Origin of the sequence: Halotalea alkalilenta, assembly GCF_001648175.1 — a bacterium.
Classification (GTDB): Bacteria; Pseudomonadota; Gammaproteobacteria; order Pseudomonadales; family Halomonadaceae; genus Halotalea; species Halotalea alkalilenta_A.
The window spans coordinates 1,453,574-1,479,504 of the sequence record NZ_CP015243.1; the positions used below are offsets into that span (position 1 = coordinate 1,453,574).

The window sequence follows — 25,931 nt, forward strand, 5'->3', positions numbered from 1 at the left end:
CTCCGAAGCCTGGGGCGGGTCACTGCTCGATGATGGCGAAGGCGCGCACCGGAGAGCCGGAGCCGCCCTTGAACTTGAGCGGTGCGCCGAAGAACTGGAACTCACCCTGGCCGATCAGCATCTCCAGATTCACCAGCCACTCCCAATGGCTCATGCCGAGTTCGCGGCAGAGCCGATGCTGGGCGAAGTCGTCATCGGTCGGCTTGTCGGTGGAGGGGCCTTCCACTCCTTGCATCATCGAGCCGCGCTCATAGAGCCAGCGCGTCGCCTCGACCGTCAGCAGGGGGTTTTTCCATACCGAGTCGAGGCGTGGATAGTTGCGCTGATGGAAGCCGGTGCACAGCAGTACGATATGCCCGTCGATCACCACCCCGGCCTCGGCCTGGGCCACCTCCAGGTCTTCCACCCCGATCTCGCCGAGGTCGGGGATGTGTCTTAGGTCCAGGCACACCGCCTTGCCCATGAACATCTCCAGGGGCATCTCGTCGATCGGCGCGCCGTCGGGCTTCACGTGGCGGAACGCGTCGACGTGGGTGCCGACGTGGTCGAGCATGGCGATGAAGTTGGTCTGGAAGGTCATCGCATCACCCGGCACGCCCAGCCCCAGCGCCTTGGAGCTCTCGTGGCTCAGGTGGGTGGTGAGCACCGGGCGCTGGAACAGCTTGTGCGCCGGCATGTTGTCTTCGATCAAAAGGCTCAAGTCGATGATTCGCTGGGACATGGTTTTTCCTCGATCAGGGGAGATGAGTGTCGGTGGTAACGACGTGCCGTCACGGTGCGACGGCTTTCTTGCCTAGGAAGGCGTCCATCACTTGCGGGTTGGCCGCGATCTCCGCGCTTGGTCCCGAAAGGCCGATGGCGCCGTTGTCGACCACGTAGGCGTGGTCGGCGATGGAGAGCGCATGGGCGGCGAGCTGCTCGACCAGCACGATGGTGAGCCCTTCGCGGTTGAGCTGTGCGAGCACCTCGATCAGCTGGGTGACGATCCTCGGTGCGAGGCCGAGCGAGAGCTCGTCGATGATCAATAGCTCCGGTCCGGCCATCAGTCCCCGGGCGATGGCCAGCATCTGCTGCTCGCCGCCGGACATCGATCCCGCCTGCTGACGCAGCCGCTCCTTGAGCCGCGGGAACAGCGCCAGGACCCGATCGAAGCTGGCGCGGGCCTTTTCGTGCTTGAGCCCACCGTGCACGTAGGCGCCGAGGATCAGGTTGTCCTCCACCGTCTGGTCGGGAAACAGCCGCCGGCCCTCGGGCACCATGACCAGGCCGCGCTTGGCTTTGCTGTGCGCGGGCAGGGCGGTGGTGTCCTCGCCGCGAAACAACACCTTGCCGGCCGATGGCCGCACCAGCCCGGTGGCGCCTTTGACCATCGAGGACTTGCCCGCGCCGTTGTTGCCGATGACGGCGACGAGCTGGCCGCGGGCGACACGCAGACTGATGTCGCGCACCGCGATCGCCGCGCCATAGCGCAGCTCCATGCCACGAATCTCGAGCAGCGTTTCGCAAGCGCTCATGGGTTTGCCTTGGCGGTGGGTTGGAGATCGCCCTGGCCACCGAAATAGGCCTCGATCACCCTAGGATCGCGCTGGACGACGGAGGGCGGGGCGCTGGCGATGACCTGGCCGTAGTCGAGCACGGTCACGGTGTCGGCGACCGCCATGATCAGTTCGACGTGGTGCTCGATCAGCAGCACCGTGATACCCAGCGCCGCGATCTGGCGGATCATCGTTGCGAGCTCGTCGATCTCCTGGGTGGTCAACCCTGCCGCTGGTTCGTCCAGCAGCAGGATGCGCGGGCGGGTGGCGAGCGCCCGGGCGATCTCGAGCCGGCGCTGAAGGCCGAACGGTAGGAACCGCGCCTCGTCGTCGGCATGCATCGCGAGACCGACGAAGTCGAGCAGGGCGATGGCGACCCGCTGGGCCTCGCGCTCTTCTCGGCGCATGCGCGGGCTGCGCACCAGCGCCTGGGCCAGGCCGTAGCCGAAGTGCTGCTGGCAGCCGACGATGACGTTCTCCAGCACGCTCATGTCGCCGAACAGCTCGGTGTTCTGGAAGGTACGGGCCATGCCGAGCCGCGATATCTCATCGGAGCGCTTGCCGCTCAGCTGCTGGCCTGCGATCTCGAACTCGCCCGAGGTCGGACGATAGAAGCCCGAGATCGTATTGACGAAAGTCGATTTACCCGCGCCGTTAGGGCCGATCAGCGCGTGTATCTCGCCTGGCTTTACGCGTATCGAAGCCTCGGCCAGCGCCGTCAGGCCGCCGAACTTGACGGTCAGCGCCCGCGTCACCAGCTCCGCCCTGGAGGTGTCCTGTGCCGATGGCCTAAGCGTATCGGTGACGGTCCGGGCATCGACCGGCTCGGACCTGCGTGGATGGGGACGCCAGCGTTTCAGCGCGCTATTGAGCGTGCCGAGGATGCCCTGGGGGAGGGCGAACATGACGATCAGCAGCAGCGCGCCGTAGGCGAAGGTCTGCCAGGCGGCGAGCTGCTGCAGGTATTCCGGCAGGTAGGTGAGGAGGTAGGCGCCCACCACCGGGCCGAAGGTAGATCCCGCGCCGCCCAGGATCACCATCAGCAGGAAGCGGATGCTGTCCGAGAAAGTGAAGATGTCGGGAGATATGTAGGCGTTGAGAAAGCTGTAGAAGGCGCCTGCGACGCCGGCGGACATCGAGGCGATCACGAATGCGAGCGTACGCAGCGTGGGCACGTTGATGCCGAGCGCGCGCGCGGCGATCTCGCTCTGCGACGAGGCGCGCATGGCGCGTCCGTAGCGTGAAGCCTTGAGGTTGTGGGTGAGCAAGGTCGCGGCGAAGAGTGTGATGGCCAGCACCGCGTAGAAGGCGTAGCCCGAAAGTTCGACCCCGAGCAGGTTGGGGGAGGGAATCGAGCTCAGTCCGGTGGTGCCGCCGGTCAGCGACTGCCATTCGATCGCCACGTTTTCGATGATCAGCCCGAAGGCGATGGTGATCACCGCGAGGTAGACGCCGCGCACGCGCACGGTGGGATAGGCCAGGATCGCGCCGAACAGCGCCGAGACCAGCGCAGCGGCGAGGCTCGCCATGAGGATATCGAAGTCGAACCGCGTGGCGGTGATGCCGCCGGTATAGGCACCGAGGGCGAACAGGCCCGCCTGTCCGAGCGATACCAGCCCGGTCAGGCCGATCAGCACATTGAGCCCTACGGCGATGATGCCGTAGATCAGAAACAGCATGAAGATGCGCAGCTCGTACTCGTTCGAGGCAGTCAGGGGCACGATCAGAAGGCCCAGGGCGAAGAGCAGAAAACCGAGGGTGTGCAGGTGCTTCATACCTTGACTACCTCGCGTTTGCCGAACAGCCCCTGGGGGGCGATCAGCAGCACCAGGATCATCAGGCTGAAGCCGACGATCTCCCTGGCTGCGGTCGAGATGTAGCCTTCGACGAACTTCTCGATCACGCCGAAGAGCAGGCCCACCACCAGCACGCCAGGCGCGCTGGTGATCCCGGCGATGATCGCTACCGCGAACCCTTTGAGTCCGAGCAGCACCCCCATGGTCGCCGACGCCTGGACCACCGGGGCGATCAGGATGCCGGCGGCGGCGCCGAGCAGGCTGGCGAGGCCGAACGACAAAGCGACGACGGCGTTGACGTTGATGCCCATCAGTGATGCGGCTTGCTTGTCGTGGGCGATCGCCTGCATCGCGCGCCCCACCAGGGTGTGGCGCTGGATCAGCTTCAAGCCCAGCATGGCGAGAACCGCCACCAGCGGAATGAGCAGCTCCTGTGGGTAGACCCCGGCGCCGAGGATCCGTACCGCGCGCTCGACCCCAGGGGAGGGGAGCGGCAGCGAGTAGCCATTGGTCTCGATGGTGGCCAGGCTCTCGATCATGATGCCGATGGCGATGGTCGCCAGCATCCAGCCGATCGAGCCCGAATGGGCGGCGAAGGGGCGCACGGCGAAGCGCTCGACCAGGGTGCCGAACACCCCTCCCGCGGCGATGGCGAGCAGGCAGGCGAGCCACAGCGGCAGCCCGGCGGCCAGCAGCATGATGGTCAGCAGTGCGCCGATCGTCAGCGTATCGCCGTGGGCGAAGTTCACCGCCTTCGCCGATGACCACATGATGTGGAAACCCAGCGCGACCAGGGCATAGATACCGCCGATCGCAAGGCCCGACAGGATGTACTGCATGATCGTGGACATGACTTACCTCGCAGGCGCCGATGGGCCGAGCGGCTAATGGGATCCGTGTATGGCGGTGTCGCGGTATCAGTCGCCGGTGTCGTAGGGGGAGCCCGCGAAGGGGATCAGCACGCCGTCGTGCCAAGCGGTGAGCAGGTAGTGTTCGGGCAGCAGCGCGTCCTGCCGCTCGGGGTCGCTGGCGTCGAAAGCCGGTCGGTAGGAGGTGATCAGGCCGTCGCGCTCGACGTCGTAGAGCGCCTGGCGCACGGCCTCCCAGTCGTAGCTACCGGCGATTTCGATCGCATCGGCGAGGATGTGGACGGCGTCATAGGCATTGGCGATACCTGAACCGGCGCGAATCTCCCGGGGGTCGTCGATGCCATAGTCGGCCTTGAGCTTGGCGAGCACGGATTCACCCAGCTCGCTCTGCTGGCCCATGAAAGAGTAGGTCTGCATCACCCGCACGCCGTTGGCGAGCGGCCCCGCCAGCTCACCGAGGTTGCCGCTGATGCCCCAGGCGCCGATCATCGTCGGCATGTAGCCGACCCTGTCCATCGAGCGCAGCAGCTGGTTGCCCTCGCGATCGAGTGCCCAGACGATGACGACCTCCGCACCGGCGTCGCGCGCGCGCATCACCTGCGGGGTCATGTCCTGGTCGTTCCAGTTGAAGGTCTCGGCGGCGACGAGCGCCGCGCCCGCCTCGCTCATCGCGGCATTGACATCGGGCAGCGCGCCGTTGCCCCAGCCGGTGTTTTCGTAGAAGAAGGCGATCTTGCCCGTTGGCGAGACTTTCAGCGCTTCTTCGACCAGGAAGCGGGCGACCCACTTGTCCTTGGCCGAGACGCGGAACATGAAGTTGGGATCCCGGCCGTTCTCGACCACCGAGGTATTGGCCGCCCACACGCCGATATAGGGAATGCCGATCGCATGCACCGGCTCGACCTGGGCCACCGCCGCGGTCGAATGATAGCCACCGAGGATCGCGATGCAGTTGTCCGCGAGCGCGATGCGGCGGGTATTGTCGACCGCACGCGGCGGCGCGCCGGCGTCGTCGTATTGGATCAGGCGCAACTCTTCGCCAAGTACACCGCCTCGTTGATTGATCTCCTCGATGGCGATTTCGGCACCGGTTCGGATCGCCTGACCGCTGAAGGCCGCGGGACCGGTGATCGCGGCCGAATTACCGATGCAGGGCTGCTGCGCGCCTGTGGCGGCGAGACTCGGCGAAGACAATAGGAAAGTGGCCACGGCAAATGAAGAGCCGTATATCAGCTGCGATGTCTTGTTTGTAATATTATTCATCGGGATTCTCTGGTGTTTTATTTATGATTATTGGGAATTGATGCTGGGCCAGATATATGTCCCATCTAAACGGGATTAAATAAAAAGCGCAAAGACGAGTTTTGGATATTATCTATAGGTTAATCCTATGCCTTTGCTTTATGGTGATGATTCAAGGGCTTGCCGGGGCATGCGAGGCTTGGCGCGCAACCGCGCACCGGTCGCTGCGCAGCGCTCTGGGCGGGTGGTGAATGGCTCAGCTGCGCTTGGTGTTTTCCGGGTTGCTCAGGCGCGCCTGCCATTTTCCCGCTTCGACCAGGCTCGCCATCACGTCGGCCATGGTCTCGGCCACGGCCTGGCTGCCGCGTACGTTGAGGGTGAGTTTCGACACCACGACCGACAGGCGCCAGGAGGGCGTCGGATCGACGATCGGAATCGCGATCATCACCCCGCGCTCGATCTCTTCTGAAAAAGCGAACGACGGCATGATCGCCATGTATCGCGATTCGCAGACCATCTTCACGGTAGCGGGAAGGCTGTCGCAATCCAGGGCCTTGAACGAGACATCGTGCCGGGCGGCGAACTGCTTCATCACCGTGTTCATCATGTTGGGGCGCCCGGGCAGAACGATCGGGAGTTCGAAAACGTCCTGGAAGGGAATCGATGCGAGATGGCTCAATGGCGCATCGGGACGCATGAACAGCATGAAATCCTCGGTCAGCATTTCGGTCCAGCTGACATGCTCATAGGCTTTGTGATTGTAGAGCAACGCGACGTCGAGACGGCCGACTTGAATGAGATCGTCGAGATAGGCCGTCATCGCTTCGACGATATGTAGTTTTATATTTGGAAAGCGCTTGTTCAGTGCCTCGAAGAGTGGAAACGAGAGCCCCCGGCACGCCGATGTGGGCAGCCCCACCGAGACACGTCCGGCGGGATTGGCCGACTTCTCCCAGATCACGTCCTTGGTGTGTTCGACCTCCTGGACGATGCGCTGGGCGCGGGTATAGAACTCCTTGCCGAGCTCGGTGAGGGTAACGCCTCGCGCATGCCGTGCAAGCAGCGCCACGCCGAGCTCCTCTTCGAGGTTCTTGATCTGCTGGCTGAGAGAAGGCTGGGCGACATGCAGGATCTCCGACGCGCGGGAAAAGTTGCCGCTGTCGGCGATCTGGATGAAGTATTTCATCTGCTTGATATCCATCGACTCGACCTCTTGCGCTATGTCTCGTTGTGGAACTTGAAGACGATGCGCGGCGGCACGCAACGGATGGATGCCGCCAGCGACTTTGGGTGCCGAGTGGCGCGATGGCCGACAGTATCGTTTGCAACCAGGTTTGGCGCAGAAGTGGTAGCCCCCGGAAAGAGCGCCCAAGGATATCAGCTTTCTCTGCGCGGCCCGGTGAGGAAGCGATGCCCTCCGGGCCGCGGTGCGTCAGTAGCCGGCGCCGGCGTCGACGCTGGGCGGGGCCTCGCCGCGCTCGAAGGCGTGGATGGTGTCGATCAGCTGTCGGGCTGCCTCCTCGACCGGCGTCGGTGCGGCGGCATGGGGCGTGATCAAGAGCTTCGGGTGATGCCAGAGCGGTGACTCGGGCGGCAACGGTTCGACCGGGAATACGTCGAGCGCGGCGCCGCGCAGGTGGCCAGCATCGAGCAGCTCGACCAGTTCATCCAGCACCACCGCGGTGCCGCGCCCGGGGTTGATCAGCACCGCGCCCTGGGGCAGGCGGGAGAGGGTGTCTCGGTTCAAAAGGCCCTGGGTGGCGGGGGTCGAGGGTAGGATGTTGACCAGTACGCGACTGCGCGCGAGCAGCTGATCGAAGCCTTCGTCGCCATGCAGGCACTCGACGCCCTCCAGGCGCTTCGGGCTGCGGCTGTGGGCGCACACCGTGAAGCCATGCCGGGCGAGCCCCTGGGCGACCTGGGCACCGATCGCACCGAGCCCGAGCACGCCGACCGGCCAGGCGGCGCGGGACTGGGGCAGGTGGAGCTGCCAGCGCGCCTCGCGGCTTTGCCGCGCATAGAGATCGAAGTCGCGGGAGAAGTGCAGCAGCGCATAGAGCACGTAGTCGAGCATCAAGGGCGCCATGCCGGCATCGCGCAGCTTGACCACGGGCACGGCCTTGGGCAAGGCGGGGCTATCGAGCAGTGCGTCGACCCCGGCACCGAGGTTGAGGATCGCCTTGAGCGATGGGCCTTGGGCCGCGAGCAGCGCTTCGGGTGGTCGGAATACCGCCAGGTAGTCGGCGGGCACCGCGCCTGCGCGTTCGTAGGTCAGTACCTCTGCGTCGGGAAAGGCCGCTTGGAGCAGGCGTTGGTAGGCTTGTGCGTCGGCGTCGTGGATCACTATCCGCATCGGTTGTTCTTCTAGGCTATGCAAGGGGGACACGGGCCTGGGGCGCCGCGGGAGCCCCAAAGATGGCCGGCGCGCGATGCGTGCGTCAAGTATGGCGAAGGCTTTGACCTCATCGAGAGGCTGGGTGCAGACTCGAGTGTAGGGCGCTTCGCGAGGCGCTCCACACAACGATAATTCTTCGGTCGAGCGAGTAGCGCGTTGAACACGACTTTTTCCTCTCTGCCTTTTGAGCGCCGGGAATACCAGGGCCGACTGGCTAAGGTGCGCGCCTCGATGGCGCAGGCGGGGCTCGATCTGCTGATCGTATCCGACCCTTCGAACATGGCCTGGCTGACCGGCTACGACGGCTGGTCGTTTTACGTTCATCAATGCGTGCTGGTCGGGCTCTCGGGTGAGCCGGTGTGGTACGGGCGGCGGATGGATGCCAACGGTGCCCTGCGCACCTGCTGGATGGACCCGGCGCAGAGCATCACCTGGTACCCGGACCATTACGTGCAAAATCCCGACATGCATCCGATGGAGTACCTGGCCCAGTCGATCCTTCCCGAGTATGGCTGGCACCAGGGCTCCGTCGGTGTGGAGATGGACAACTACTACTTCTCCGCCAAGGCGTTTTTGAGCCTGACCCGCGAACTGCCCAAGGCGCGTATCGAGGACGCCAACGGGCTGGTCAACTGGTGCCGGGCGATCAAGTCCGAGACCGAGATCCAGTACATGCGCCGCGCCGCCGCTCTGGTCCAGCACATGCACTCGGTGATCCTCGATATGATCGAGCCGGGGCTACCCAAGAGCCGGCTTGTGGGCGAGATCTACAAAGCAGGCATCGGCGGCGCGGGCGAGCACGGTGGCGACTATCCGGCGATCGTGCCGCTGCTGCCGACCGGCCGTGACGCGGCGGCGCCGCACCTGACCTGGAATGACGCCCCGTTCGTCAAGGGCGAGGGGACGTTTTTCGAGATTGCCGGCTGCTACAAGCGCTATCACACGCCGATGTCGCGTACCGTGTTCCTCGGCCGCCCGCCGGAGGCGTTCATTCGCGCCGAGGCGGCACTGGTCGAGGGCATCGAGCGCGGGCTCGAGGCGGCCAAGCCGGGCAACCGCTGTTGCGACATCGCCATGGCGCTTGGCGCGGCGATGGACAAGTATGGGTTCGACCGCGGCGGCTCGCGCTGCGGCTATCCGATCGGGATCAGCTATCCGCCCGACTGGGGCGAGCGGACCATGAGCCTGCGGCCCTCGGACGAGACCGTGCTCGAACCGGGCATGACCTTCCACTTCATGCCCGGGATGTGGATGGACGACTGGGGGCTCGAGATCACCGAGCCGATCCTGATCACCGAGCACGGCGCCGAGCCGTTCGGTAGCTTTCCGCGCCAGCTGTTCGTCAAGTGAACGGCCAGGCGTTTTCGATCAACGACCAAGGAGATGGCATGCGAGCCAGTCCGATCTCTGCCAGCGTCGATTTCGATGCCGATGGCGTCCAGCATGGCTTTCTCAATCTGCCGATATCGGTCGATGAGTCCGCCTGGGGGGCGGTGATGGTGCCGATCACCGTGGTCAAGAACGGTGAAGGGCCGACCGCGCTGCTCACCGGTGGCAACCATGGTGACGAGTACGAGGGAATCCTCGCGCTGACCAAGCTGGCGCAGCGCCTCGATGCCGCCCAGGTGCGCGGCCGGGTGATCATCGCGCCGATGATGAACACTCCCGCGGTGTCGGTGGGGCGGCGCACCTCGCCGCTGGACCGCGGCAACATGAATCGCAGCTTCCCGGGTGATCCCAGCGGGGGCCCGACCGCGCAGATCGCCGATTACTTCAACCGCGTGCTGGTGCCGATGTGCGACTACGCCCTCGACCTGCACTCCGGTGGACGCACGCTGGACATCATTCCCTTCGCCGCGGCGCACCGGCTCGATGACCATGGGCAGGAGGCGCGCTGCCTGGCGGGGGCGCTTTCGTTCGGCGCGCCTTACGTGGTGATGATGCATGAGCTCGATGCCGTCTCGCTCTACGACACCGCGGTGGAGCGCCAGGGCAAGACCTTCGTCACCACCGAGCTCGGCGGCGGCGGCACCGCGACCCCGGCGAGCCTCGAGCTCACCGAGCGCGGGGTGCGCAACTTCCTGATCCACAGCGGCAATCTCGAAGGCGAGTATCGCCATCCCGGCCGCCAGACCTATCTCGAAATGCCCGATGCTTCCTGCTACGTGCAAAGCGAGCACAGCGGCATCCTCGAGCTCACCTGCGCCCTCGGTGGCGAGGTGCGCAAAGGGGAGCTCGTCGCACGGGTGTACGACCCGAGCCGTACCGGGGCAGAGCCTGCCTGCTACCACGCAGGCCGCGATGGCGTGGTGCTGGCGCGTCGCTTTCCCGCGCTGACCGCGATGGGCGACACCATCGTGGTGATCGCCGAGCGGGTCGATCGTCTCGAGCGTGGCTGAATGCGCCTCGATCGCTTCGACCTGCGCATCCTCGAGATCCTCTCCCGCGAGGGGAGGATCACCAAATCGAAACTGGCCGAGCGGATAAACCTCTCGGTCAGCCCCTGCTGGGAGCGGGTCAAGCGCCTCGAACGGGCGGGAGTGATCGAAGGCTATGGCGCACGGATCGCCGGCAGCGTATTGGTACGGCGCACCCCGGTCTGGATGCAGGTCGAGCTCGGCTCACACGCGCTAGAGGCATTCGAGCGCTTCGAACGAGCGATGCGCGACTGCCCGGAGGTTACCGAATGCGTCGCGGTGGGCGGCGGCGTCGACTATCTGGTCAAGGTCGAAGCCCGCGACATCGACCAGTACCAGCGCTTGATCGATAGCTGGCTGACCAGTGGACTGGGCATCAGCCGCTACTACACCTACATCGTCACCAAGACGGTCAAGCGCGAATCGCTGCCGCTGGTGTTCGAAGAAGATGAGTGACTCGGCGCCATCCCCCCACCCGTTCGTCCCGAGCGGCGCCTGTACGCGTCAAGTTCGAACACTGGCGCGGCAATGGGGGCGCCAGTCGAGGGATCGAGCGGCGGCGACGGGGGCGTGGTTCGACTCGACTCGTCCCCGCCGGCTTTCCATGAACCGGCCTTTGGCTTCAAGGTCCATGCGCAGTATCGCAAGGAAGATGGGTCTCGCTACGAACGCAGTCGCGTAGGAGCCTCGGGGTCGAGCACCTCCACCTCGACGTTGGTGTCGGCAACGAACGGTGTCAGCAGTTCTGGCTCCCGAGCGGTGGTGATCAGCGTCCAGCTTCCATTCAGCAGCGACCAGTATTGCTGCCGGTCGCGTCCGAGCTTGCTGGCATCGGCGAGCACGAACACCCGGGCAGCCTGACGAATCATCAGTTCCTTCAAGTAGGCTTGTTCCGCACTCGCCTCGCAGAGCCCACGCCCGGCGACCACGCCGTCGGCGCTGACGAATGCCTTGTCCGCGCTGAGCCGCTCGAGCATGGTGAACGCAGCGGGCCCCACCGTGGACATGCTGCCCACCCGCAAATCGCCGCCGAGCACGCTGACTCGCCCTTCGGGAAGCTCGCGCAGCAGCGGCAGGGCGAGGAGATTGTTGGTGATCACATGCAATCCGCGCCGTTCGGGCAGCAGCTTGGCCAGCGCGGCGGTGGAGGTGCCGCCGTCCAGTAGCAGGGTGTCATGGTCATCGATACGCGCCAGTGCGGCACGTGCAATGCGCGCCTTCTCCGAGGAGAACTGCTGGCTGCGCTGCTCCAATGACTGTTCCGGCTCACGGGTGCCTATATATCCATTGGTATTGATCTGATCGATCATTTCGCTCTGCCCGAGGCTGGAGTGACCGCTGTCGTGGGCTAGCGGGCTCGAGGGTGGGTATCGAGGCTTCGGTGCGCTAAGACCAATGAATGCGTCGTGGCGACGGATGCCGATCAGGGACTCGCTCAAATTGAGTGCGCAAAGCCTTTCTGGTAATCTGAGCCCCCATCCAGGCCCGCCATGTCGAACCTCCCCGTTCCATCCGTGCGGGCTTTCGGGTCGGAAGCTTCCGATCCGCACCAAATTAGCTTTCGCAACGCCTCGTTCCTCCACCCCCTCGCCGCGTGCGCCTCGCTGCGAAGGGAATAGACCTATGGGTTCTCCATGACGCGATACATCTTCGTGACCGGTGGTGTGGTGTCCTCGCTCGGCAAGGGCATCGCCGCCGCCTCGCTGGCGGCCATCCTCGAAGCCCGTGGCCTCAAGGTCACGATCTTGAAGCTCGATCCCTACATCAACGTCGATCCTGGGACGATGAGCCCGTTCCAGCACGGCGAGGTGTTCGTCACCGAAGACGGCGCGGAGACCGATCTGGATCTCGGCCATTACGAGCGCTTCATTCGCTCCAAGGTCAGCCAGCGCAACAACTTCACCACTGGGCGGGTCTACGAGCACGTGCTGCGCAAAGAGCGCCGTGGCGACTATCTCGGCGGCACCGTGCAGGTGATTCCGCACATCACCGATGAGATCAAGCGCCGCGTGGTGGCCGGTGGCGAGGGCTACGACGTCGCCCTGGTCGAGATCGGCGGTACCGTGGGTGACATCGAGTCGCTGCCGTTTCTCGAGTCGATCCGCCAGATGCGCGCCGAGCTTGGTGGGTCCAGGGCGATCTTCATCCATCTCACCCTGGTCCCTTACATCAAGACCGCGGGCGAGACCAAGACCAAGCCGACCCAGCACAGCGTCAAGGAGCTGCGTTCGATCGGTATCCAACCGGACATCCTGCTGTGCCGCAGCGAGGTCGAGATCGAGGAGAGCGAGTGCCGCAAGATCGCGCTGTTCACCAACGTCGAGGAGCGGGCGGTGATTCCGTTGGTAGATGCCGACACCATCTACCGCATCCCGCTGATGCTGCATGAGAAAGGCCTCGATGAGATCGTCTGCGACAAGCTCAGGCTCGAGGCGGCTCCGGCCGATCTCACCGAGTGGGTCCATGTGCTCGATGCCAAGCTCAATCCGCTGAAGACCATCAACATCGCGATGGTCGGCAAGTACATGGAGCTGCTCGATGCCTACAAGTCGCTCAACGAGGCGCTGATCCACGCCGGTATCCAGACCCGGGTGAAGGTCAACATCGACTACATCGACTCAGAAGAGATCGAGCGCGTTGGCGTCGAACGCCTCGAAGGCAAGGATGCGATCCTGGTGCCGGGCGGCTTCGGCTCGCGCGGAGTCGAGGGCAAGATCGCCACCGCTCGCTATGCGCGCGAAAACAAGATTCCTTATCTTGGTATCTGCCTCGGCATGCAGGTCGCGGTGATCGAGTACGCGCGCCACGTAGTGGGCTGGGAAGACGCCACTTCGACTGAATGGACTTTCGACACCAAGCATCCGGTGGTGGGCCTGATCACCGAATGGATCACGCCTGAGGGTAATATCGAGACCCGTAGCCAGGATTCGGATCTCGGCGGTACCATGCGCCTCGGCGCCCAGACCTGCCGGCTCAGCAAGGGTTCGAAGGCGCGCGAGGTCTACGGCGCGGATGAGATCGTCGAGCGCCACCGCCATCGCTACGAGATCAACGACCAGTTCGTCGCCGAACTCGAGCAGGCCGGGCTCACGTTCTCCGGCAGGAGCGTCGACAACTCGCTGGTCGAGATGGTCGAGCTCAAGGACCACCCGTGGTACCTGGCCTGCCAGTTCCACCCCGAGTTCACCTCGACGCCGCGCGATGGCCATCCGCTGTTCACCGGCTTCGTCAATGCGGCACTCGCCCATCGTGCCGCTCGCCAGGCGCGCCAGACCGTGCGGGAGGAGTGAGAATGAGCGACAAGGCCCCACAGCGGGTGATCGAGTTCGCCGGCCTCTCGGTCGGCAACCGGCTGCCGCTCACCCTGTTCGCCGGACTGAACGTGCTCGAGTCACGCGAGCTCGCGCTCGAGACCGCCGCCGCCTTCGTCGAGGCGACCGCCAAGCTCGGCATGCCGTACGTGTTCAAGGCCAGCTTCGACAAGGCCAACCGCAGCTCGATCCACTCGTTCCGCGGGCCGGGCCTTGAGAAGGGGCTCGAGATCCTCGCCGAGGTCAAGGCGCGCTTCGACGTGCCGCTGATCAGCGACGTCCACGAGCCCTGGCAGGCCAAGCCCGCCGCCGAGGTTTGCGATGTGATCCAACTGCCGGCGTTCCTCGCCCGCCAGACCGATCTGGTGGTGGCGATGGCCGAGACCGGCGCGGTGATCAACGTCAAGAAGCCGCAGTTCGTCGCCCCCCATGAGATGCGCCACGTGATCCAGAAGTGCCGCGAAGCGGGCAACGAGCGGGTGATTCTCTGCGAGCGCGGCTCGAGCTTCGGCTACAACAACCTGGTCGTCGACATGCTCGGCATCAGTGAGATGCAAGAGACCGGATTCCCGGTGATCTTCGACGTCACCCACTCGCTGCAGCGTCCCGGCGGGCGCTCGGACAGCGCAGGCGGTCGTCGCCAGCAGGTCACCGAGCTTGCGCGTGCAGGGGTTGGCGTAGGCCTCGCGGGGCTCTTCCTCGAAGCCCATCCCGATCCCGACAACGCCAAGTGCGACGGCCCCTGCGCGCTGCCGCTCGACAAACTGGCCCCGTTCCTCGCCCAGATCAAGGCCCTCGACGATCTGGTCAAGGGATTCGATCCGCTCGAGATCGATTGATAGCGTTCCAAGCCCCTCCTCGTGAGGGGCTTTTTTTTGGTATGTTGCTCAGTCCATATGACATCTTTCCCACGTCGCCCTGGCGGCGTTCTTCCAGCAGAGGATGCGCAGTAATGGCAAAAATCGTCGATATCCGTGCACTCGAGGTGCTCGACTCGCGCGGCAACCCGACCGTCTACGCTGAAGTCGTGCTCGAGGGTGGCGTGAAAGCCAGCGCGTGCGCGCCGAGCGGTGCTTCGACCGGCTCGCGCGAGGCGCTCGAGCTGCGTGATGGCGACAAGTCGCGCTATCTCGGCAAAGGGGTGACGAAGGCGGTGGGTGCGGTCAACGGCGCGATCCGCGAGAAGCTGCTTGGCTGCGAGGCATCCGACCAGCGTACGCTCGACGCTTTGATGCTCGAACTCGATGGCACCGACAACAAGGGCAACCTGGGGGCCAATGCGATCCTCGCGGTGTCTCTGGCGGCGGCCAAGGCGAGTGCGATCGACAAGGGCGTCGAACTCTACGAATACATCGCCGAGCTCTACGGCCAGCCGGGCCAGTATTCGATGCCGCTGCCGATGATGAACATCCTCAACGGCGGTGAGCATGCCGACAACAACGTCGACATCCAGGAGTTCATGGTTCAGCCGGTCGGCGCCAAGAGCTTCGCCGAGGGACTGCGGGCCGGCGCCGAGATCTTCCATGCGCTGAAGAAAGTGCTCTCCGCCAAAGGCTTGGCCACTTCGGTGGGTGACGAGGGGGGCTTCGCGCCGAATCTCGAGTCCAATGCCGAGGCGCTCGACGTGATCGAGCAGGCGATCGCGAACGCGGGCTACAAGCTCGGCGAGGACGTAACGCTTGCGCTCGACTGCGCCGCCTCCGAGTTCTACAAGGATGGCAAGTACGTGCTCGGTGGTGAGAGCAAGTCGTTCGACTCCGCCGGCTTCGTCGATTATCTGGCCGCACTGGTCGACAAGTATCCGGTGGTGTCGATCGAGGATGGGCTGGACGAGTCCGACTGGGACGGCTGGAAGCTGCTTACCGACAAGCTCGGCAGCCGCGTGCAGCTGGTCGGTGACGATCTGTTCGTCACCAACACCAAGATCCTCAAGCAGGGGATCGAGAAGGGCATCGGTAACTCGATTCTGATCAAGTTCAACCAGATCGGTTCGCTCTCAGAGACCCTGGATGCGATCAAGATGGCCCAGGACGCGGGCTACACCGCGGTGATCTCGCACCGCAGCGGTGAGACCGAGGATACCACCATCGCCGATCTGGCCGTGGGCACCTGCGCGGGCCAGATCAAGACCGGCTCTCTTTCACGCAGCGACCGGGTCGCCAAGTACAACCGCCTGCTGGTGATCGAGAGCCAGCTCGGCGGCAAGGCGCCGTATCGCGGACGCGAGGAAATCAAGGGTCAGTAAACGGGGCCGGTAGAACAGGCTCAGGTTCACCGCAACGGCCACCTTCGGGTGGCCGTTGCGTTTTCGTCCTCCGCTGGCTCAGCTCGAATCGCGCTTGGCTCAGTTCGAATCGCGCCTTCGCCTCGCGCGCCCATCTCACGATACTCGTGCGCTCCAATCGCGATCATGGGTTAGCCCAAGGTCTCGTTGACCCTCGGTTCGCAGGGCGCGGAGGATGAAATTCATATCCTCGCTCTCAGGCTTTCTTCACTTCATGACTCGCGCAGTGGGAGGAGAGCGCAACGAGTGTTCTGGCGCATTCAGGCCAAAGGCGCGTGCGGTACGACAGGATCGTCGTCTCCGTACAGGGAAGGTGCCTAGGGATGTCGGATCAAGGATGAGGCCCTGGGGACGCTTGGACGCCGAGGTGGTCTCTGGGCCACCTCTTCATGACCAATTCTTCATGACCAATCGGCTGGCGACTGACATGGAGATGTCACCTCGCCAGGCTAGCCTGGTGAGGCTGCGACCTAGAACACGAGGAGGCCACGATGGGTCTCCCGGACGGCAAGGAGGCCGAGGCGTGGCCGTTCCAGGGAGGGTGTGGAACTAGTGGCAAGCGCGACACCGATGAGCGATCGGTGTCGTTTTTTTTGCGTTTCAACGTTCGCCTTTTGGGTGTGGCGGGACGGCCGGCGTCGATTTGCGCAGAGGCTTCGACGGCGCCAGCTCTTCGACCTGGCTGCGCAGCGCCTGGATCGTGTCGATGAACGCCCGCAGGCCCGCCGGCATATGGCGATTGCCGGGAAAATACAGCGACAGCCCCGGTATGCGGGGACACCAGTCTTCCAGCACGCTCACCAGACGCCCGTCATCCAGCGCGGCATGGGCGTAGGGTTCGGGCACGTAGGCCACGCCGAGACCACCGATGGCCGCCTCCACCATCAACGAGTTGCTGTCGAGCGTCAGCGTGCCGGGCACGTCGATCTCGACGGTTTGCCCGCGCTTGCTGAATTCCCAGCGGTAGCGTTTGCCGCTGGGCAGGCGCTGGCGGATGCACTGGTGCTGGGTGAGCGCGTCGGGCACTTCCGGTGCCGGTCGTTGCGCCAGGTAGCGTGGTGAGGCCACCGCCAGAAAGCGGATGTCCGGCCCCAGCGGTATCGCCACCATGTCCTTGGGCACGGCCTCACCCAAACGAATGCCGGCATCGAAGCCCTGCTCGACGATATCCACCAGGCGTCCTTCCGCGACGAGATCCAGGTCGACGCCGGGATAGCGTGCCAGAAACTCGGGTACCACCGTGCGCAGCAGCAAGCGGATCGCGACGTCATTGCCGTTGATGCGCAGCTGGCCTTGCAGATGCCCCTGTTCGCCGGTGACGTCCTCGAGTGCCGCATCGAGATCGTGCATCAACGGATCGAGCCGGCCGAGCAGGCGCGTTCCCGCTTCGGTCAGCGCCACGCTGCGCGTCGTGCGGTGAAACAGGCGCACGCCCAGGCTGTCTTCCAGGCCACGAATGGCATGGCTCAGCGAGGGGCGGGCGATGCCCAGAAAATCGGCCGCGCGACGAAAGCTGCGGTGCTCGGCGACCGCGATGAAGGCCCTGAGGTCGGACAGCGTCGGTTTGCTCATTGGTAGATTTTATGCACCAACCCATGTGGTTAATTGGTTCTTATCATAACAATGATATGGCCGTAGCATCCAAACCTAGCGCTTTCCTTCTCTCCTATCTTGGATGCCCGTCATGAACAAAACCTGGTTTATCACCGGAACATCGGCCGGCCTCGGCCGCCTTCTCACCGAACGTCTGCTCGCCCGTGGCGATCGAGTGGCCGCCACCGTGCGCCGTCTCGAGGCACTCGACGATCTCGTCGATACCTACGGCGACAGGCTCTGGGTCGCCAAGCTCGATGTGACCGATGCGGCCGCGGTGCACAGCGTGGTCGATCGCGCCTTTGCCGAACTCGGACGCATCGACGTGATCGTATCCAATGCCGGTTACGGCGTGCTCGGCGCGGCGGAAGAAGCCTCCGACGAGCAGATCCGCCACGTCATCAATACCAACCTGGTCGGCTCCATCTCGCTGATCCGCGCAGCGATCCCGCGTCTGCGTGAGCAGGGCGGCGGTCGCGTACTGCAAATCTCCTCGGAAGGCGGGCAGATCGCCTATCCGGGATTCAGCCTCTACCACGCCTCCAAGTGGGGGATCGAGGGCTTCGTCGAGTCGATGGCCAAGGAGCTCGTACCGTTCGGCATCGCCTTGACCCTGGTGGAGCCGGGGCCCACTGCGACCAATTTCGTCTCCGGCGTGGTCCGACCGCCGACGATGGCGGTCTACGACGCCACCCCCGCCGACGACGTGCGGCGCGGCATCGATTCGGGTGCGTTCCCGGTCACCGGTGACGCGGGCAAGGTGGTGGACCGGATGATCGAAATGATCGAGGAGGGCGCCACACCGCTGCGCCTGACGCTCGGAGCGTCCGCCTTCGACGGTGTCCATGCGGCGCTCCAGCAGAGGATCGAAGCGCTCGAAGCGCAAAAAGCCATCGCCTATTCGGTGGAACTGGATAAATGAACGAGGACAGGGCCAGGGCCACGACCACTCTCGCGCTCGTCGCGCCGGAAGCGCGCGAAATCGCGGCGACCTTCCCGCGTTTCGTGCCCGACCCGCTGGCCCCCGATGAATTTCGCGCGCTGGTGTCGTCGCTCTATCCTGAGGAACGGGTCGATCGGACCGAGCGCTGGGTGCCTGGCCCGCCTGAAGCACCTGATGTGCGGGTGCTGATCTATCGCCCGCAGGGCAAGGTCGGCGCCTTGCCGGCCATCCTCTATGCGCATGGCGGCGGCTTCGTCGCGGGCCGGCCCGAGATGATGGACGGGGCGAGCTTTCGGCTCGCCCAGCGTCTTGGGGCGGTGGTGGTATCGGTCCAGTACCGCCTGGCGCCGGAAACACCCTTCCCCGGACCGCTGGAGGATTGCTACGCCGCGCTCGACTGGCTGTTCAGCGAAGCCGAGGCGCTGGGCGTCGATCCGGCGCGCATCGCGCTCTATGGCCAGAGTGCCGGCGGTGGGCTTGCAGCCGCGACCGCGCTGCTCGCACGCGAGCGCGGCCAGCATCGACTCGCGGCGCAGTTCCTGCTCTATCCGATGATCGACCCGCGCACCGGCACCGCGGACGCGCCCGTCGACAACGCCTCGACCGGTGAATTCCTCTGGACGCGCGAAGCCAATCGCAACGGTTGGGCGGCGATGCGAGGCACCGATGACTTCGAGCCCGCGCGGCTCGGCCACTTTGGGCCTGCGCTAGCGGTAGACGTCGCCGGCCTGCCGCCGACCTTCATCGCGGTCGGGTCGCTCGATCTCTTCCTCGAAGAGAACGTCGCCTACGCCCTGCGCCTGTCTCGCGCCGGCGTACCGATCGATCTGCACGTCTATCCCGGCGGCGTGCATGGATTCGAAATCGTGCCGGGCACGGTCGCCGATGCGTATTGGCGCGCTTTCGACGAGGCTTCACAACGCTGGCTAGGAGTTACCTCATGACTACTTTACAGACACCCATTGGCTCCGGTTTCGGAGCTACCTCCACCGCGCAAGAAGTGCTGGAAGGACGCGATCTTTCCAACCTCACCGTCATTGTCACCGGCGGACATTCCGGCCTGGGACTTGAAACCACACGAGCGCTTGCCAGCGCCGGCGCGCGCGTCATCGTCGCCGCGCGCGATGAACAAGCCGCGCGTGCGAAGACCCGCGATATCGCCAACATCGAAGTCGAACGCTTGGATCTGTCCGAGCTGGCAAGCGTGCGTGACTTCGCACGGCGTTTTCTAAAAAGCGGCCGACACATCGATATCCTGATTGGCAGCGCGGGCATCATGGCCTCTCCCGAAACCCGTCTCGGGCCCGGCTGGGAGGCGCAGTTCGCCACCAATCATCTGGGCCACTATGCACTGGTCAATCTGCTCTGGCCGGCGCTCAAGGGCGGTGCCCGGGTCGTGGCCGTCTCGTCGGCGGGGCATCACCTGTCGGGAATCCGCTGGGACGACGTGCAATTCGAGCGTGGCTACGACAAATGGCTGGCCTATGGGCAGTCGAAGACCGCCAATGCGCTGTTCGCCATCCATCTGGATCGACTGGGCCAGAGTGAGGATGTGCGGGCGTTCTCCCTGCATCCCGGCTCGATTCTCACCCCGCTCCAGCGTCACCTGACGAAGGACGAGATGGTCGACGCCGGCTGGATCGATGCCGATGGAAATCTCGCCGATCCGACCTTCAAGACGCCGCAGCAAGGCGCGGCGACCCAGGTATGGGCCGCGACATCCACGCAGCTGGCGGGCATCGGCGGCGTGTATTGCGAGGACTGCGAGATCGCTTTGCTGAATGAAAGCGAATCGCCCGCCCTGGTCGGTGTCCGGCCCCATGCGGCCGACCCCGAGCAAGCCGAACGCCTCTGGGCGCTGTCCGCCGAGCTGACCGGAATCGACGCCTTCGCCACGAAGTGAGACGCCGATATGGCGCCACGGCACGTGCGCTGTTTCCTCGCGGCCCCGAGGGGTACGCAACCAGATATTCATCGCCATGACCTTGGCGACCCGCGATCGCGGCGCGTTGTCTGAAGCGCCGATCGAACCCGCCCGGCACGACCGGCGGGTTCCACCCTCGATTAACCTGGAAAGACAATGACCAAGACGATTCTGATTACCGGTGCCTCCAGCGGTATCGGCAAGGTAACCGCGAAGCTTTTCGCCGAGCGTGGCTGGAACGTCGTCGCCACGATGCGCAAACCTGAAAACGAAGTGGAACTGCGCGCGTTCGACAACATCTTCGTGACCCACCTCGACGTGACCGACGCCGTGTCCATCCGCTCGGCCGTGGACGCCGCCATTGGCCGCTTCGGCCGCATCGACGCATTGTTGAACAACGCCGGATACGCGATCTGGGGGCCGCTCGAAGCGGTGTCGACGGACGCCATCCGCAAGCAGTACGAGACCAACGTCATCGGCTTCATCGAGACGATCAAGGTCCTGCTGGGCCATTTTCGCGCCAATCGCGCAGGCCTGATCCTCAACGTGTCGTCGATCGGCGGGATCCTTACCTTTCCGCTCGGGACGCTGTATCACAGCACCAAATTCGCGATCGAAGGGCTTTCGGAAGCCCTGAGCTACGAGATGCGCGAGATCGGCGTCACCGTCAAGATCATCGAACCGGGCGACACGCTGACCGATTTCAAGGTCGATTTCGTCACCGACGATGCGATGCCTGAGTATCAGCCGGTGATCGAGAAATTCACCCAAGGCTACAAGCCGATCAAAGCGGCAGGCTCCGAGCCCATCGTCATCGCCGAGGTCATTTTCAAAGCGGCGACCGATGGTACGGACCAGCTGCGTTATCCGGCGGGCGACGATTCGGTGGCCAAGGTCGCCAAGCGGAAAGCCGAGGATGAGGCGACTTTTCTCGCCGATATACGCCGCCAGTTCGCTATCAACTGAAATAGGAAGCCGCGATGAAGTCTCGATTCGAAAACAAAGTCGTGCTGATCACCGGTGCGGCCGGCGCGCTTGGCGAGGCGATGGCCCGGGCCTTCGCCGCTGAAGGTGCAAGCGTTGCGTTGGCCGCGCGACGCCACCATGAGGAGAATGCCTCCAGGATTGCGGCCGAGATCGGCAACGATTCCCTGTACGTTGCGCTCGATGTAGCGAACGAGGCGAGTTGGACGGAGGCGGTCGCCCACATCGAGGATCGTCTTGGCCTGATATCGGTGCTCGTCCTCAACGCGGCCTATGCGGCCAACGGCGGTGTCGAGACGGTCGAGACCATGGAGTGGCAGAAGTCGATCGAGACCAACCTGACCGGAAGCTTCCTCGGCATCCGCGCGGTCGTACCCTCCATGCGCAGAGCCGGCGCCGGTTCGATCGTCATCGTCTCGTCCGTCGCCGCCCTCGACAAGGCGCCGGGTCTCGTCGCCTACGGGGCGAGCAAATGGGGCCTGCGCGGGCTGATGCGAACGGCGGCCTGGGAGCTGGCGCGCGACAACATCCGCGTGAACGCACTGCACCCCGGGATTATCGAAACGCCGCTGGCCTACAACCCCGACACCGGCGAGCAGTGGGCGCCGACCGACAAGCTCGCCATTCCCCGCAATGCCGAATCCGCGGAGGTCGCCAAGTACGTGCTGTTCATGGCGTCCGACGATGCCGCCTACACCACCGGCGCGGAATGGCTGGCGGACGGCGGCTTCATGCTCGGTCCGGTGGATCCGGCATAGCGGCCACTCGCCGCGAAAGCGGTGAGGATATCGCGCCTGCGGGCTATGTCGTCGGGGGTTGCTCGAGATCTTGCCGGGTCGAATGCATGTCCCAGATACCCATGACCTGGGAGATGGACGCCTCCATGGCCCGTAGTCCGACACCGTCCCTGGCGAGGGTGGAAAGTCCGATCAGGAAGCTGTCGAACACGGTACTCAGCGCACGCGGATCAGTACCACTCTTGAGCTCACCATCGGTGATGGCCCTTTCGATGCAGGCCTTGATGCCGGCGCGAGTGCGTGCGCGTGAGCGGGTCAGCGGCGCGGTGACGGCGGCGAGCTCGGGGGACGGCGCACTCATCACGCCCAGGCCGACCATGCAGCCTTTGGGATGCCCGCGTTCGCACTGCATTCGAGCCGAACGCCTAAGCGCCAGCGCCAGTGCCTCCCTGGGCGCGAGCGCCGTATCCCACAGGCACTCGGTGACCTGTGCGTAGGTGGCCAGGTAGCGCGCCGTGCACTCGTGATAGAGCGCTTGCTTGGATCCGAAGGCTGCATAGAAGCTGGGCGCCGAGATGCCGCCGCCGATGGTGGCCTTCAGTTGGCTGAGAGAGGTGGATTCGTAGCCCTGTTCCCAGAACAGGTGCAGCGCCTGTTCGATCGCCGCGTCTCGATCGAAGGTGCGTGGTCTGCCCATTTGCGCCATGGTGTACTCCTTTCTTGCAACATAAATACTAATCGATACATAAGTCGTTGACAACCGCTGGCCCGCTCCCTATATTTGTACCGTTCGATACGTATATTGGTCGCTTTCTCTCCGCCTGTAGAGGCGGATATTTTTCGCCTATATATGTACCGATTGGTATTTATGTTGGGGTTTTCGCATCGCCCTGAAACGCTAGATCACCTCAAGGAAAAAGCGTGAGTTCTCCAACCTCTTCGACCGCTGAAGCGACGACTGAAAGGCTGCCACTTGCCGCCTTGCTGGCGTTGGCGATGACCGGCTTCATCTGCATCGTCACCGAAACACTCCCCGCGGGCCTGCTGCCGCAGATATCCCAAGGATTGGAGGTGAGCGCTGCGCTGGCCGGACAGACCGTGACCGCCTATGCGCTCGGCTCGGTCCTGGCGGCCATTCCGCTGACCATCGCCACCCGCGGCTGGCGGCGGCGCAACGTGCTGCTGCTGACGATCGTCGGCTTCCTGGTGTTCAACTCGGTCACCGCGCTGTCGTCGAACTACTGGCTGACGCTGGCGGCGCGCTTCTTCGCAGGCGTTGCGGCGGGGCTGGCCTGGAGCCTGCTGGCCGGCTACGCAAGGCGCATGGTGCAGCCGCATCAGCAGGGTCGGGCGATGGCGGTCGCGATGATCGGCACGCCCATCGCGCTTTCGCTCGGCGTGCCGCTGGGGACCTGGCTGGGCGGCGCCGTGGGTTGGCGAAGCGCTTTCGGCCTGATGTCCGCGCTGACCCTGGTGCTCATCGTCTGGGTGTTGGCCAAGGTGCCCGATTACCCCGGCCAGTCCGGGCGCGAGCGCATGGCCTTGCGCAAGGTGTTCACCACGCCCGGCGTGCGTCCTGTACTCGCCACGGTCATGGCCTGGATGCTGGCCCATAACATTCTCTACACCTATGTCGCGCCGTTCGTGGCGCAGGCCGGGCTGCTCGATCGCGTCGATGTCATTCTGCTGGTGTTCGGTGCCGCCGCGCTGCTGGGAATCGGGCTGACCGGTCGTCTCGTCGAGCGCCACCTGCGCAGCGCCGTGCTCGCCTGCCTGGCGACATTTTTCATCGTCTCGTTGCTGTTCGTCTGGCTGGCGACCGTCCCGGCCGCGGTCTACATCGGCGTGGCGGTATGGGGATTGACCTTCGGCGGTGCTGCGACCCTTTTGCAGACCGCGCTGGCCGACACCGCCGGCGACGGTGCCGACGTGGCGCTATCGATGAACGTGGTGGCCTGGAACAGCGTGATTGCTGGTGGCGGCATCCTGGGCGGGGTGCTGCTCGACCGCTGGGGCGCCCACACCTTTCCCTGGGCGCTGATCGTGCTGCTGGCGATCGGCTTGCTCATCGCATGGTCGGCGAAGGCGCACGGGTTCCGTCCCGGCCCGCGGACCCACTCCGCCGGGCACTGAGCCGGCGGCCCACCTGAGCGAATTTTCATATCACTTGCGCTCTTCCCCCCACCTCACAGGATTTCACTCCCATGTTTCGACGTCTTCTCAACACGCTGCTGCTGGGCACCACACTGGCGCTGGCCGCACCCGCGTTCGCCGCCGATGAGTTCCCGCTGCCCGAGGGTTTCACCAGCGGCTACCAGACCATCGATGGCGTCAAGCTCCACTACGTCAAGGGTGGTTCAGGGCCGCTGGTCTACCTGGTCCACGGCTTCGGCCAGACCTGGTACGAGTGGCACCAACTGATGCCGGAGCTTGCCAAGCGGTTCACCGTGGTCGCGCCGGACCTGCCTGGGCTGGGCCAGTCCGCCGTGCCGCCGTCCTACCGCGCCACCGACGTCTCTGCGCTGCTCTACGAACTGGCCATGCGGTTCAGCGGCGGTGAGAAGTTCGACCTGGTGGCGCACGACATCGGGATCTGGAACACCTACCCGATGCTGGTCCAGCACCAGGACGACATCCGCCGCGCGATCTACATGGAGGCGCCGATCCCGGACGACAGCATCTATTCGTTCCCGGCCTTTACCCCGCAGGGCGAATCGCTGGTGTGGCACTTCAGCTTCTTCGCCGCCGGTGAGCGGCTGGCCGAGACGCTGATTGCCGGCAATGAGCGTGTGTTCTTCGAGCACTTCATCAAGGAGCATGCGACCAACAGGGATGTCTTCACCCCCGAACTGCTCGACCTTTACGCCGCATCCTACGCCAAGCCGCACAGCCTCAATGCTGCGTTCGAGTACTACCGTGTGCTCAACCAGGGCGTGCAGGACAACGCGGAGCTCGCCCAGACCAGGATCACCATTCCGGTGCTGGCCATCGGCGGCGGCGGCCACGGCGGCATGGGGCAGTTCCAGGTCGACCAGATGCAGCGCTACGCCACCGACGTGACCGGCCTGGTGATGCCCGGCTGCGGTCATTGGCTGCCGGAGGAGTGCACCGCGCAGCTGAACTCGGCGGTGAGCGACTTCCTGCAGGCTCGCTGAGTCGCTGACTATCCGTTATCGAGACTGTTCAGATAGGCGCAAAACATGTCGGCCATCGCATCGGCATAGGTGTCGATCTCCGCTCGCGTCCGGGGCGTTCCCGAAAAGCTCTTGCCCACCACGCTGAAGGTGGTGGTGATCAGCCCTCCCGCCAGTGAACGGGTGGCGGCGGATACGTTGGGAAGCAGCTCCTCCATGAACCGTTCGAGGGTCCGATCCACCGAGGCGCGCGCTTGCCGCGCCTCGGGGGCATCGCGATAGAGCGGGGCTGCGTCATTGAGGGCCACACGTATCTTCGCCTCGTCGCACTCCGAGTGGATGAAGGCGTGGACCAGTGCGCGCAGGCGATCGAGCGCCGGTGTCCCGGCGTCTTCGAGGATGTCGCGCAGCATATCGGACGTCCGTTTCCACTCGTCGGCCTGGAGCTGAAAGAGAATCGCCGCCTTGTTCGGGAAGTATTGATAGACCGAGCCGACGCTGACCCCGGCCTTCTCGGCGACCCGGGCGGTAGTGAAACGGGTGGCGCCTTCCTCGGCCAGGACTTGAATCGCCGCTTGCTGGATCGCCGCGACCAGCTCGGTCGAGCGGGCCTGTTTGGGTTGTTTTCGAGAAGAAATCTGGGGGCGACGTTGGTTGGTCATGGGGGCATCGGGACGCGAAGGCCACGGCAAGTAGAAAACCACGGCAGGTAGAAAGAAGAAGCAGCGGATCGATCGCGCGCTCAATGCGATTGATTGATCGCATTT

Annotated in this window: 24 protein-coding genes; 13 read left to right on the forward strand and 11 right to left on the reverse strand. The window is 64.5% G+C overall.

Going from position 1 to position 25,931, the window contains the following annotated elements:
• Nucleotides 1–19: 19 nt before the first annotated feature.
• The 7 genes from A5892_RS06385 to A5892_RS06415 form a co-directional block, all read right to left on the reverse strand.
• Nucleotides 20–721, reverse strand: coding sequence for a cyclase family protein (locus A5892_RS06385; protein ID WP_064122095.1), 702 nt, complete (start codon nt 719–721; stop codon nt 20–22).
• Nucleotides 722–770: 49 nt separating this feature from the next.
• Nucleotides 771–1,514: an ABC transporter ATP-binding protein gene (locus A5892_RS06390; protein ID WP_064122096.1), complete on the reverse strand. Its 744-nt coding sequence runs from the start codon at nt 1,512–1,514 to the stop codon at nt 771–773.
• Nucleotides 1,511–3,310 carry a branched-chain amino acid ABC transporter ATP-binding protein/permease gene (locus A5892_RS06395; protein ID WP_064122097.1) on the reverse strand — a complete coding sequence of 600 codons (1,800 nt, stop codon included), beginning with the start codon at nt 3,308–3,310 and terminating at the stop codon, nt 1,511–1,513. Before A5892_RS06395 ends, A5892_RS06390 begins: the two co-directional genes overlap by 4 nt.
• Entirely contained in the window at nt 3,307–4,182 is an 876-nt protein-coding gene (locus A5892_RS06400) for a branched-chain amino acid ABC transporter permease (RefSeq protein WP_064122098.1), read from the reverse strand. The genes A5892_RS06395 and A5892_RS06400 overlap by 4 nt, the downstream gene beginning before the upstream one ends.
• A 66-nt stretch (nt 4,183–4,248) precedes the next feature.
• Nucleotides 4,249–5,463: an ABC transporter substrate-binding protein gene (locus tag A5892_RS06405; RefSeq protein WP_082890299.1), complete on the reverse strand. Its 1,215-nt coding sequence runs from the start codon at nt 5,461–5,463 to the stop codon at nt 4,249–4,251.
• Between the two features lie 235 nt (nt 5,464–5,698).
• The gene (locus A5892_RS06410; RefSeq protein ID WP_263281411.1) at nt 5,699–6,628 is read right to left on the reverse strand and encodes a LysR family transcriptional regulator; all 930 of its coding nucleotides are present in this window, start codon (nt 6,626–6,628) and stop codon (nt 5,699–5,701) included.
• 246 nt (nt 6,629–6,874) lie between these two features.
• Nucleotides 6,875–7,795 carry a 2-hydroxyacid dehydrogenase gene (locus tag A5892_RS06415; protein ID WP_064122100.1) on the reverse strand — a complete coding sequence of 307 codons (921 nt, stop codon included), beginning with the start codon at nt 7,793–7,795 and terminating at the stop codon, nt 6,875–6,877.
• A gap of 198 nt (nt 7,796–7,993) precedes the next feature.
• On the opposite strand from A5892_RS06415, the gene doeA reads away from it, so the two are divergent.
• From doeA to A5892_RS06430, 3 genes are read left to right on the forward strand one after another with little or no spacing between them, the layout of a single operon-like run.
• Nucleotides 7,994–9,187 carry an ectoine hydrolase DoeA gene (doeA, locus tag A5892_RS06420; RefSeq protein ID WP_064122101.1) on the forward strand — a complete coding sequence of 398 codons (1,194 nt, stop codon included), beginning with the start codon at nt 7,994–7,996 and terminating at the stop codon, nt 9,185–9,187.
• 38 nt (nt 9,188–9,225) lie between these two features.
• Entirely contained in the window at nt 9,226–10,236 is a 1,011-nt protein-coding gene (gene doeB, locus A5892_RS06425) for a N(2)-acetyl-L-2,4-diaminobutanoate deacetylase DoeB (RefSeq protein WP_082890300.1), read from the forward strand.
• On the forward strand, nt 10,237–10,710 hold the full coding sequence (locus A5892_RS06430) for an Lrp/AsnC family transcriptional regulator (RefSeq protein ID WP_064122102.1): 474 nt from the start codon (nt 10,237–10,239) through the stop codon (nt 10,708–10,710).
• A 206-nt stretch (nt 10,711–10,916) separates the two neighbouring features.
• Here the strand turns inward: A5892_RS06430 and A5892_RS06435 are convergent, their stop codons facing one another.
• On the reverse strand, nt 10,917–11,564 hold the full coding sequence (locus A5892_RS06435) for a DeoR/GlpR family DNA-binding transcription regulator (RefSeq protein ID WP_082890301.1): 648 nt from the start codon (nt 11,562–11,564) through the stop codon (nt 10,917–10,919).
• 324 nt (nt 11,565–11,888) lie between these two features.
• Here A5892_RS06435 and A5892_RS06440 point away from each other — a divergent pair, with 324 nt between their 5' ends.
• From A5892_RS06440 to eno, 3 genes are all read left to right on the forward strand, one after another.
• Nucleotides 11,889–13,544 carry a CTP synthase gene (locus tag A5892_RS06440; protein WP_064122103.1) on the forward strand — a complete coding sequence of 552 codons (1,656 nt, stop codon included), beginning with the start codon at nt 11,889–11,891 and terminating at the stop codon, nt 13,542–13,544.
• Between the two features lie 2 nt (nt 13,545–13,546).
• Nucleotides 13,547–14,404 (forward strand): 3-deoxy-8-phosphooctulonate synthase, encoded by an 858-nt coding sequence (gene kdsA, locus A5892_RS06445; protein ID WP_064122104.1) that lies wholly within the window; start codon nt 13,547–13,549, stop codon nt 14,402–14,404.
• A 113-nt stretch (nt 14,405–14,517) separates the two neighbouring features.
• Nucleotides 14,518–15,810 (forward strand): phosphopyruvate hydratase, encoded by a 1,293-nt coding sequence (eno, locus tag A5892_RS06450; protein ID WP_064122105.1) that lies wholly within the window; start codon nt 14,518–14,520, stop codon nt 15,808–15,810.
• 639 nt (nt 15,811–16,449) lie between these two features.
• On the opposite strand, the gene A5892_RS06455 is transcribed toward eno, so the two are convergent.
• The gene (locus tag A5892_RS06455; protein WP_064122106.1) at nt 16,450–17,421 is read right to left on the reverse strand and encodes a LysR family transcriptional regulator; all 972 of its coding nucleotides are present in this window, start codon (nt 17,419–17,421) and stop codon (nt 16,450–16,452) included.
• Nucleotides 17,422–17,533: 112 nt separating this feature from the next.
• On the opposite strand from A5892_RS06455, the gene A5892_RS06460 reads away from it, so the two are divergent.
• From A5892_RS06460 to A5892_RS06480, 5 genes are all read left to right on the forward strand, one after another.
• Complete coding sequence (locus A5892_RS06460) at nt 17,534–18,364, forward strand: SDR family oxidoreductase (RefSeq protein WP_064122107.1); 831 nt, start codon at nt 17,534–17,536, stop codon at nt 18,362–18,364.
• Nucleotides 18,361–19,329 (forward strand): alpha/beta hydrolase, encoded by a 969-nt coding sequence (locus A5892_RS06465; RefSeq protein ID WP_064122108.1) that lies wholly within the window; start codon nt 18,361–18,363, stop codon nt 19,327–19,329. Before A5892_RS06460 ends, A5892_RS06465 begins: the two co-directional genes overlap by 4 nt.
• On the forward strand, nt 19,326–20,288 hold the full coding sequence (locus tag A5892_RS06470) for an SDR family NAD(P)-dependent oxidoreductase (protein ID WP_064122109.1): 963 nt from the start codon (nt 19,326–19,328) through the stop codon (nt 20,286–20,288). The genes A5892_RS06465 and A5892_RS06470 overlap by 4 nt, the downstream gene beginning before the upstream one ends.
• A 177-nt stretch (nt 20,289–20,465) precedes the next feature.
• Nucleotides 20,466–21,275, forward strand: coding sequence for an SDR family oxidoreductase (locus tag A5892_RS06475; protein WP_064122110.1), 810 nt, complete (start codon nt 20,466–20,468; stop codon nt 21,273–21,275).
• Between the two features lie 41 nt (nt 21,276–21,316).
• Nucleotides 21,317–22,051, forward strand: coding sequence for an SDR family NAD(P)-dependent oxidoreductase (locus A5892_RS06480; RefSeq protein ID WP_190295662.1), 735 nt, complete (start codon nt 21,317–21,319; stop codon nt 22,049–22,051).
• A 43-nt stretch (nt 22,052–22,094) separates the two neighbouring features.
• Here A5892_RS06480 and A5892_RS06485 read toward each other — a convergent pair whose 3' ends face one another.
• Nucleotides 22,095–22,736 (reverse strand): TetR/AcrR family transcriptional regulator, encoded by a 642-nt coding sequence (locus A5892_RS06485; protein ID WP_064122112.1) that lies wholly within the window; start codon nt 22,734–22,736, stop codon nt 22,095–22,097.
• Nucleotides 22,737–22,951: 215 nt separating this feature from the next.
• Between A5892_RS06485 and A5892_RS06490 the strand changes: the two genes are divergently transcribed.
• Both A5892_RS06490 and A5892_RS06495 read left to right on the forward strand, forming a co-directional pair.
• The gene (locus A5892_RS06490) at nt 22,952–24,163 is read left to right on the forward strand and encodes an MFS transporter (protein WP_064122113.1); all 1,212 of its coding nucleotides are present in this window, start codon (nt 22,952–22,954) and stop codon (nt 24,161–24,163) included.
• A gap of 71 nt (nt 24,164–24,234) precedes the next feature.
• Nucleotides 24,235–25,185, forward strand: a complete 951-nt coding sequence (locus A5892_RS06495) for an alpha/beta fold hydrolase (protein ID WP_082890302.1) — start codon at nt 24,235–24,237, stop codon at nt 25,183–25,185.
• A gap of 8 nt (nt 25,186–25,193) precedes the next feature.
• Here the strand turns inward: A5892_RS06495 and A5892_RS06500 are convergent, their stop codons facing one another.
• Nucleotides 25,194–25,826: a TetR family transcriptional regulator gene (locus A5892_RS06500; protein WP_064122114.1), complete on the reverse strand. Its 633-nt coding sequence runs from the start codon at nt 25,824–25,826 to the stop codon at nt 25,194–25,196.
• Nucleotides 25,827–25,931 lie beyond the last annotated feature (105 nt).

Coding starts and splice junctions, on each gene's coding strand:
- A5892_RS06385 (WP_064122095.1), bottom strand. CDS start 721: ATGTCCCAGCGAATCATCGACTTGAGCCTTTTGATCGAAGACAACATG.
- A5892_RS06390 (WP_064122096.1), bottom strand. CDS start 1,514: ATGAGCGCTTGCGAAACGCTGCTCGAGATTCGTGGCATGGAGCTGCGC.
- A5892_RS06395 (WP_064122097.1), bottom strand. CDS start 3,310: ATGAAGCACCTGCACACCCTCGGTTTTCTGCTCTTCGCCCTGGGCCTT.
- A5892_RS06400 (WP_064122098.1), bottom strand. CDS start 4,182: ATGTCCACGATCATGCAGTACATCCTGTCGGGCCTTGCGATCGGCGGT.
- A5892_RS06405 (WP_082890299.1), bottom strand. CDS start 5,463: ATGAATAATATTACAAACAAGACATCGCAGCTGATATACGGCTCTTCA.
- A5892_RS06410 (WP_263281411.1), bottom strand. CDS start 6,628: ATGAAATACTTCATCCAGATCGCCGACAGCGGCAACTTTTCCCGCGCG.
- A5892_RS06415 (WP_064122100.1), bottom strand. CDS start 7,795: ATGCGGATAGTGATCCACGACGCCGACGCACAAGCCTACCAACGCCTG.
- doeB (WP_082890300.1), top strand. CDS start 9,226: ATGCGAGCCAGTCCGATCTCTGCCAGCGTCGATTTCGATGCCGATGGC.
- A5892_RS06430 (WP_064122102.1), top strand. CDS start 10,237: ATGCGCCTCGATCGCTTCGACCTGCGCATCCTCGAGATCCTCTCCCGC.
- A5892_RS06435 (WP_082890301.1), bottom strand. CDS start 11,564: ATGATCGATCAGATCAATACCAATGGATATATAGGCACCCGTGAGCCG.
- A5892_RS06440 (WP_064122103.1), top strand. CDS start 11,889: ATGACGCGATACATCTTCGTGACCGGTGGTGTGGTGTCCTCGCTCGGC.
- kdsA (WP_064122104.1), top strand. CDS start 13,547: ATGAGCGACAAGGCCCCACAGCGGGTGATCGAGTTCGCCGGCCTCTCG.
- eno (WP_064122105.1), top strand. CDS start 14,518: ATGGCAAAAATCGTCGATATCCGTGCACTCGAGGTGCTCGACTCGCGC.
- A5892_RS06455 (WP_064122106.1), bottom strand. CDS start 17,421: ATGAGCAAACCGACGCTGTCCGACCTCAGGGCCTTCATCGCGGTCGCC.
- A5892_RS06460 (WP_064122107.1), top strand. CDS start 17,534: ATGAACAAAACCTGGTTTATCACCGGAACATCGGCCGGCCTCGGCCGC.
- A5892_RS06465 (WP_064122108.1), top strand. CDS start 18,361: ATGAACGAGGACAGGGCCAGGGCCACGACCACTCTCGCGCTCGTCGCG.
- A5892_RS06470 (WP_064122109.1), top strand. CDS start 19,326: ATGACTACTTTACAGACACCCATTGGCTCCGGTTTCGGAGCTACCTCC.
- A5892_RS06475 (WP_064122110.1), top strand. CDS start 20,466: ATGACCAAGACGATTCTGATTACCGGTGCCTCCAGCGGTATCGGCAAG.
- A5892_RS06485 (WP_064122112.1), bottom strand. CDS start 22,736: ATGGCGCAAATGGGCAGACCACGCACCTTCGATCGAGACGCGGCGATC.
- A5892_RS06495 (WP_082890302.1), top strand. CDS start 24,235: ATGTTTCGACGTCTTCTCAACACGCTGCTGCTGGGCACCACACTGGCG.
- A5892_RS06500 (WP_064122114.1), bottom strand. CDS start 25,826: ATGACCAACCAACGTCGCCCCCAGATTTCTTCTCGAAAACAACCCAAA.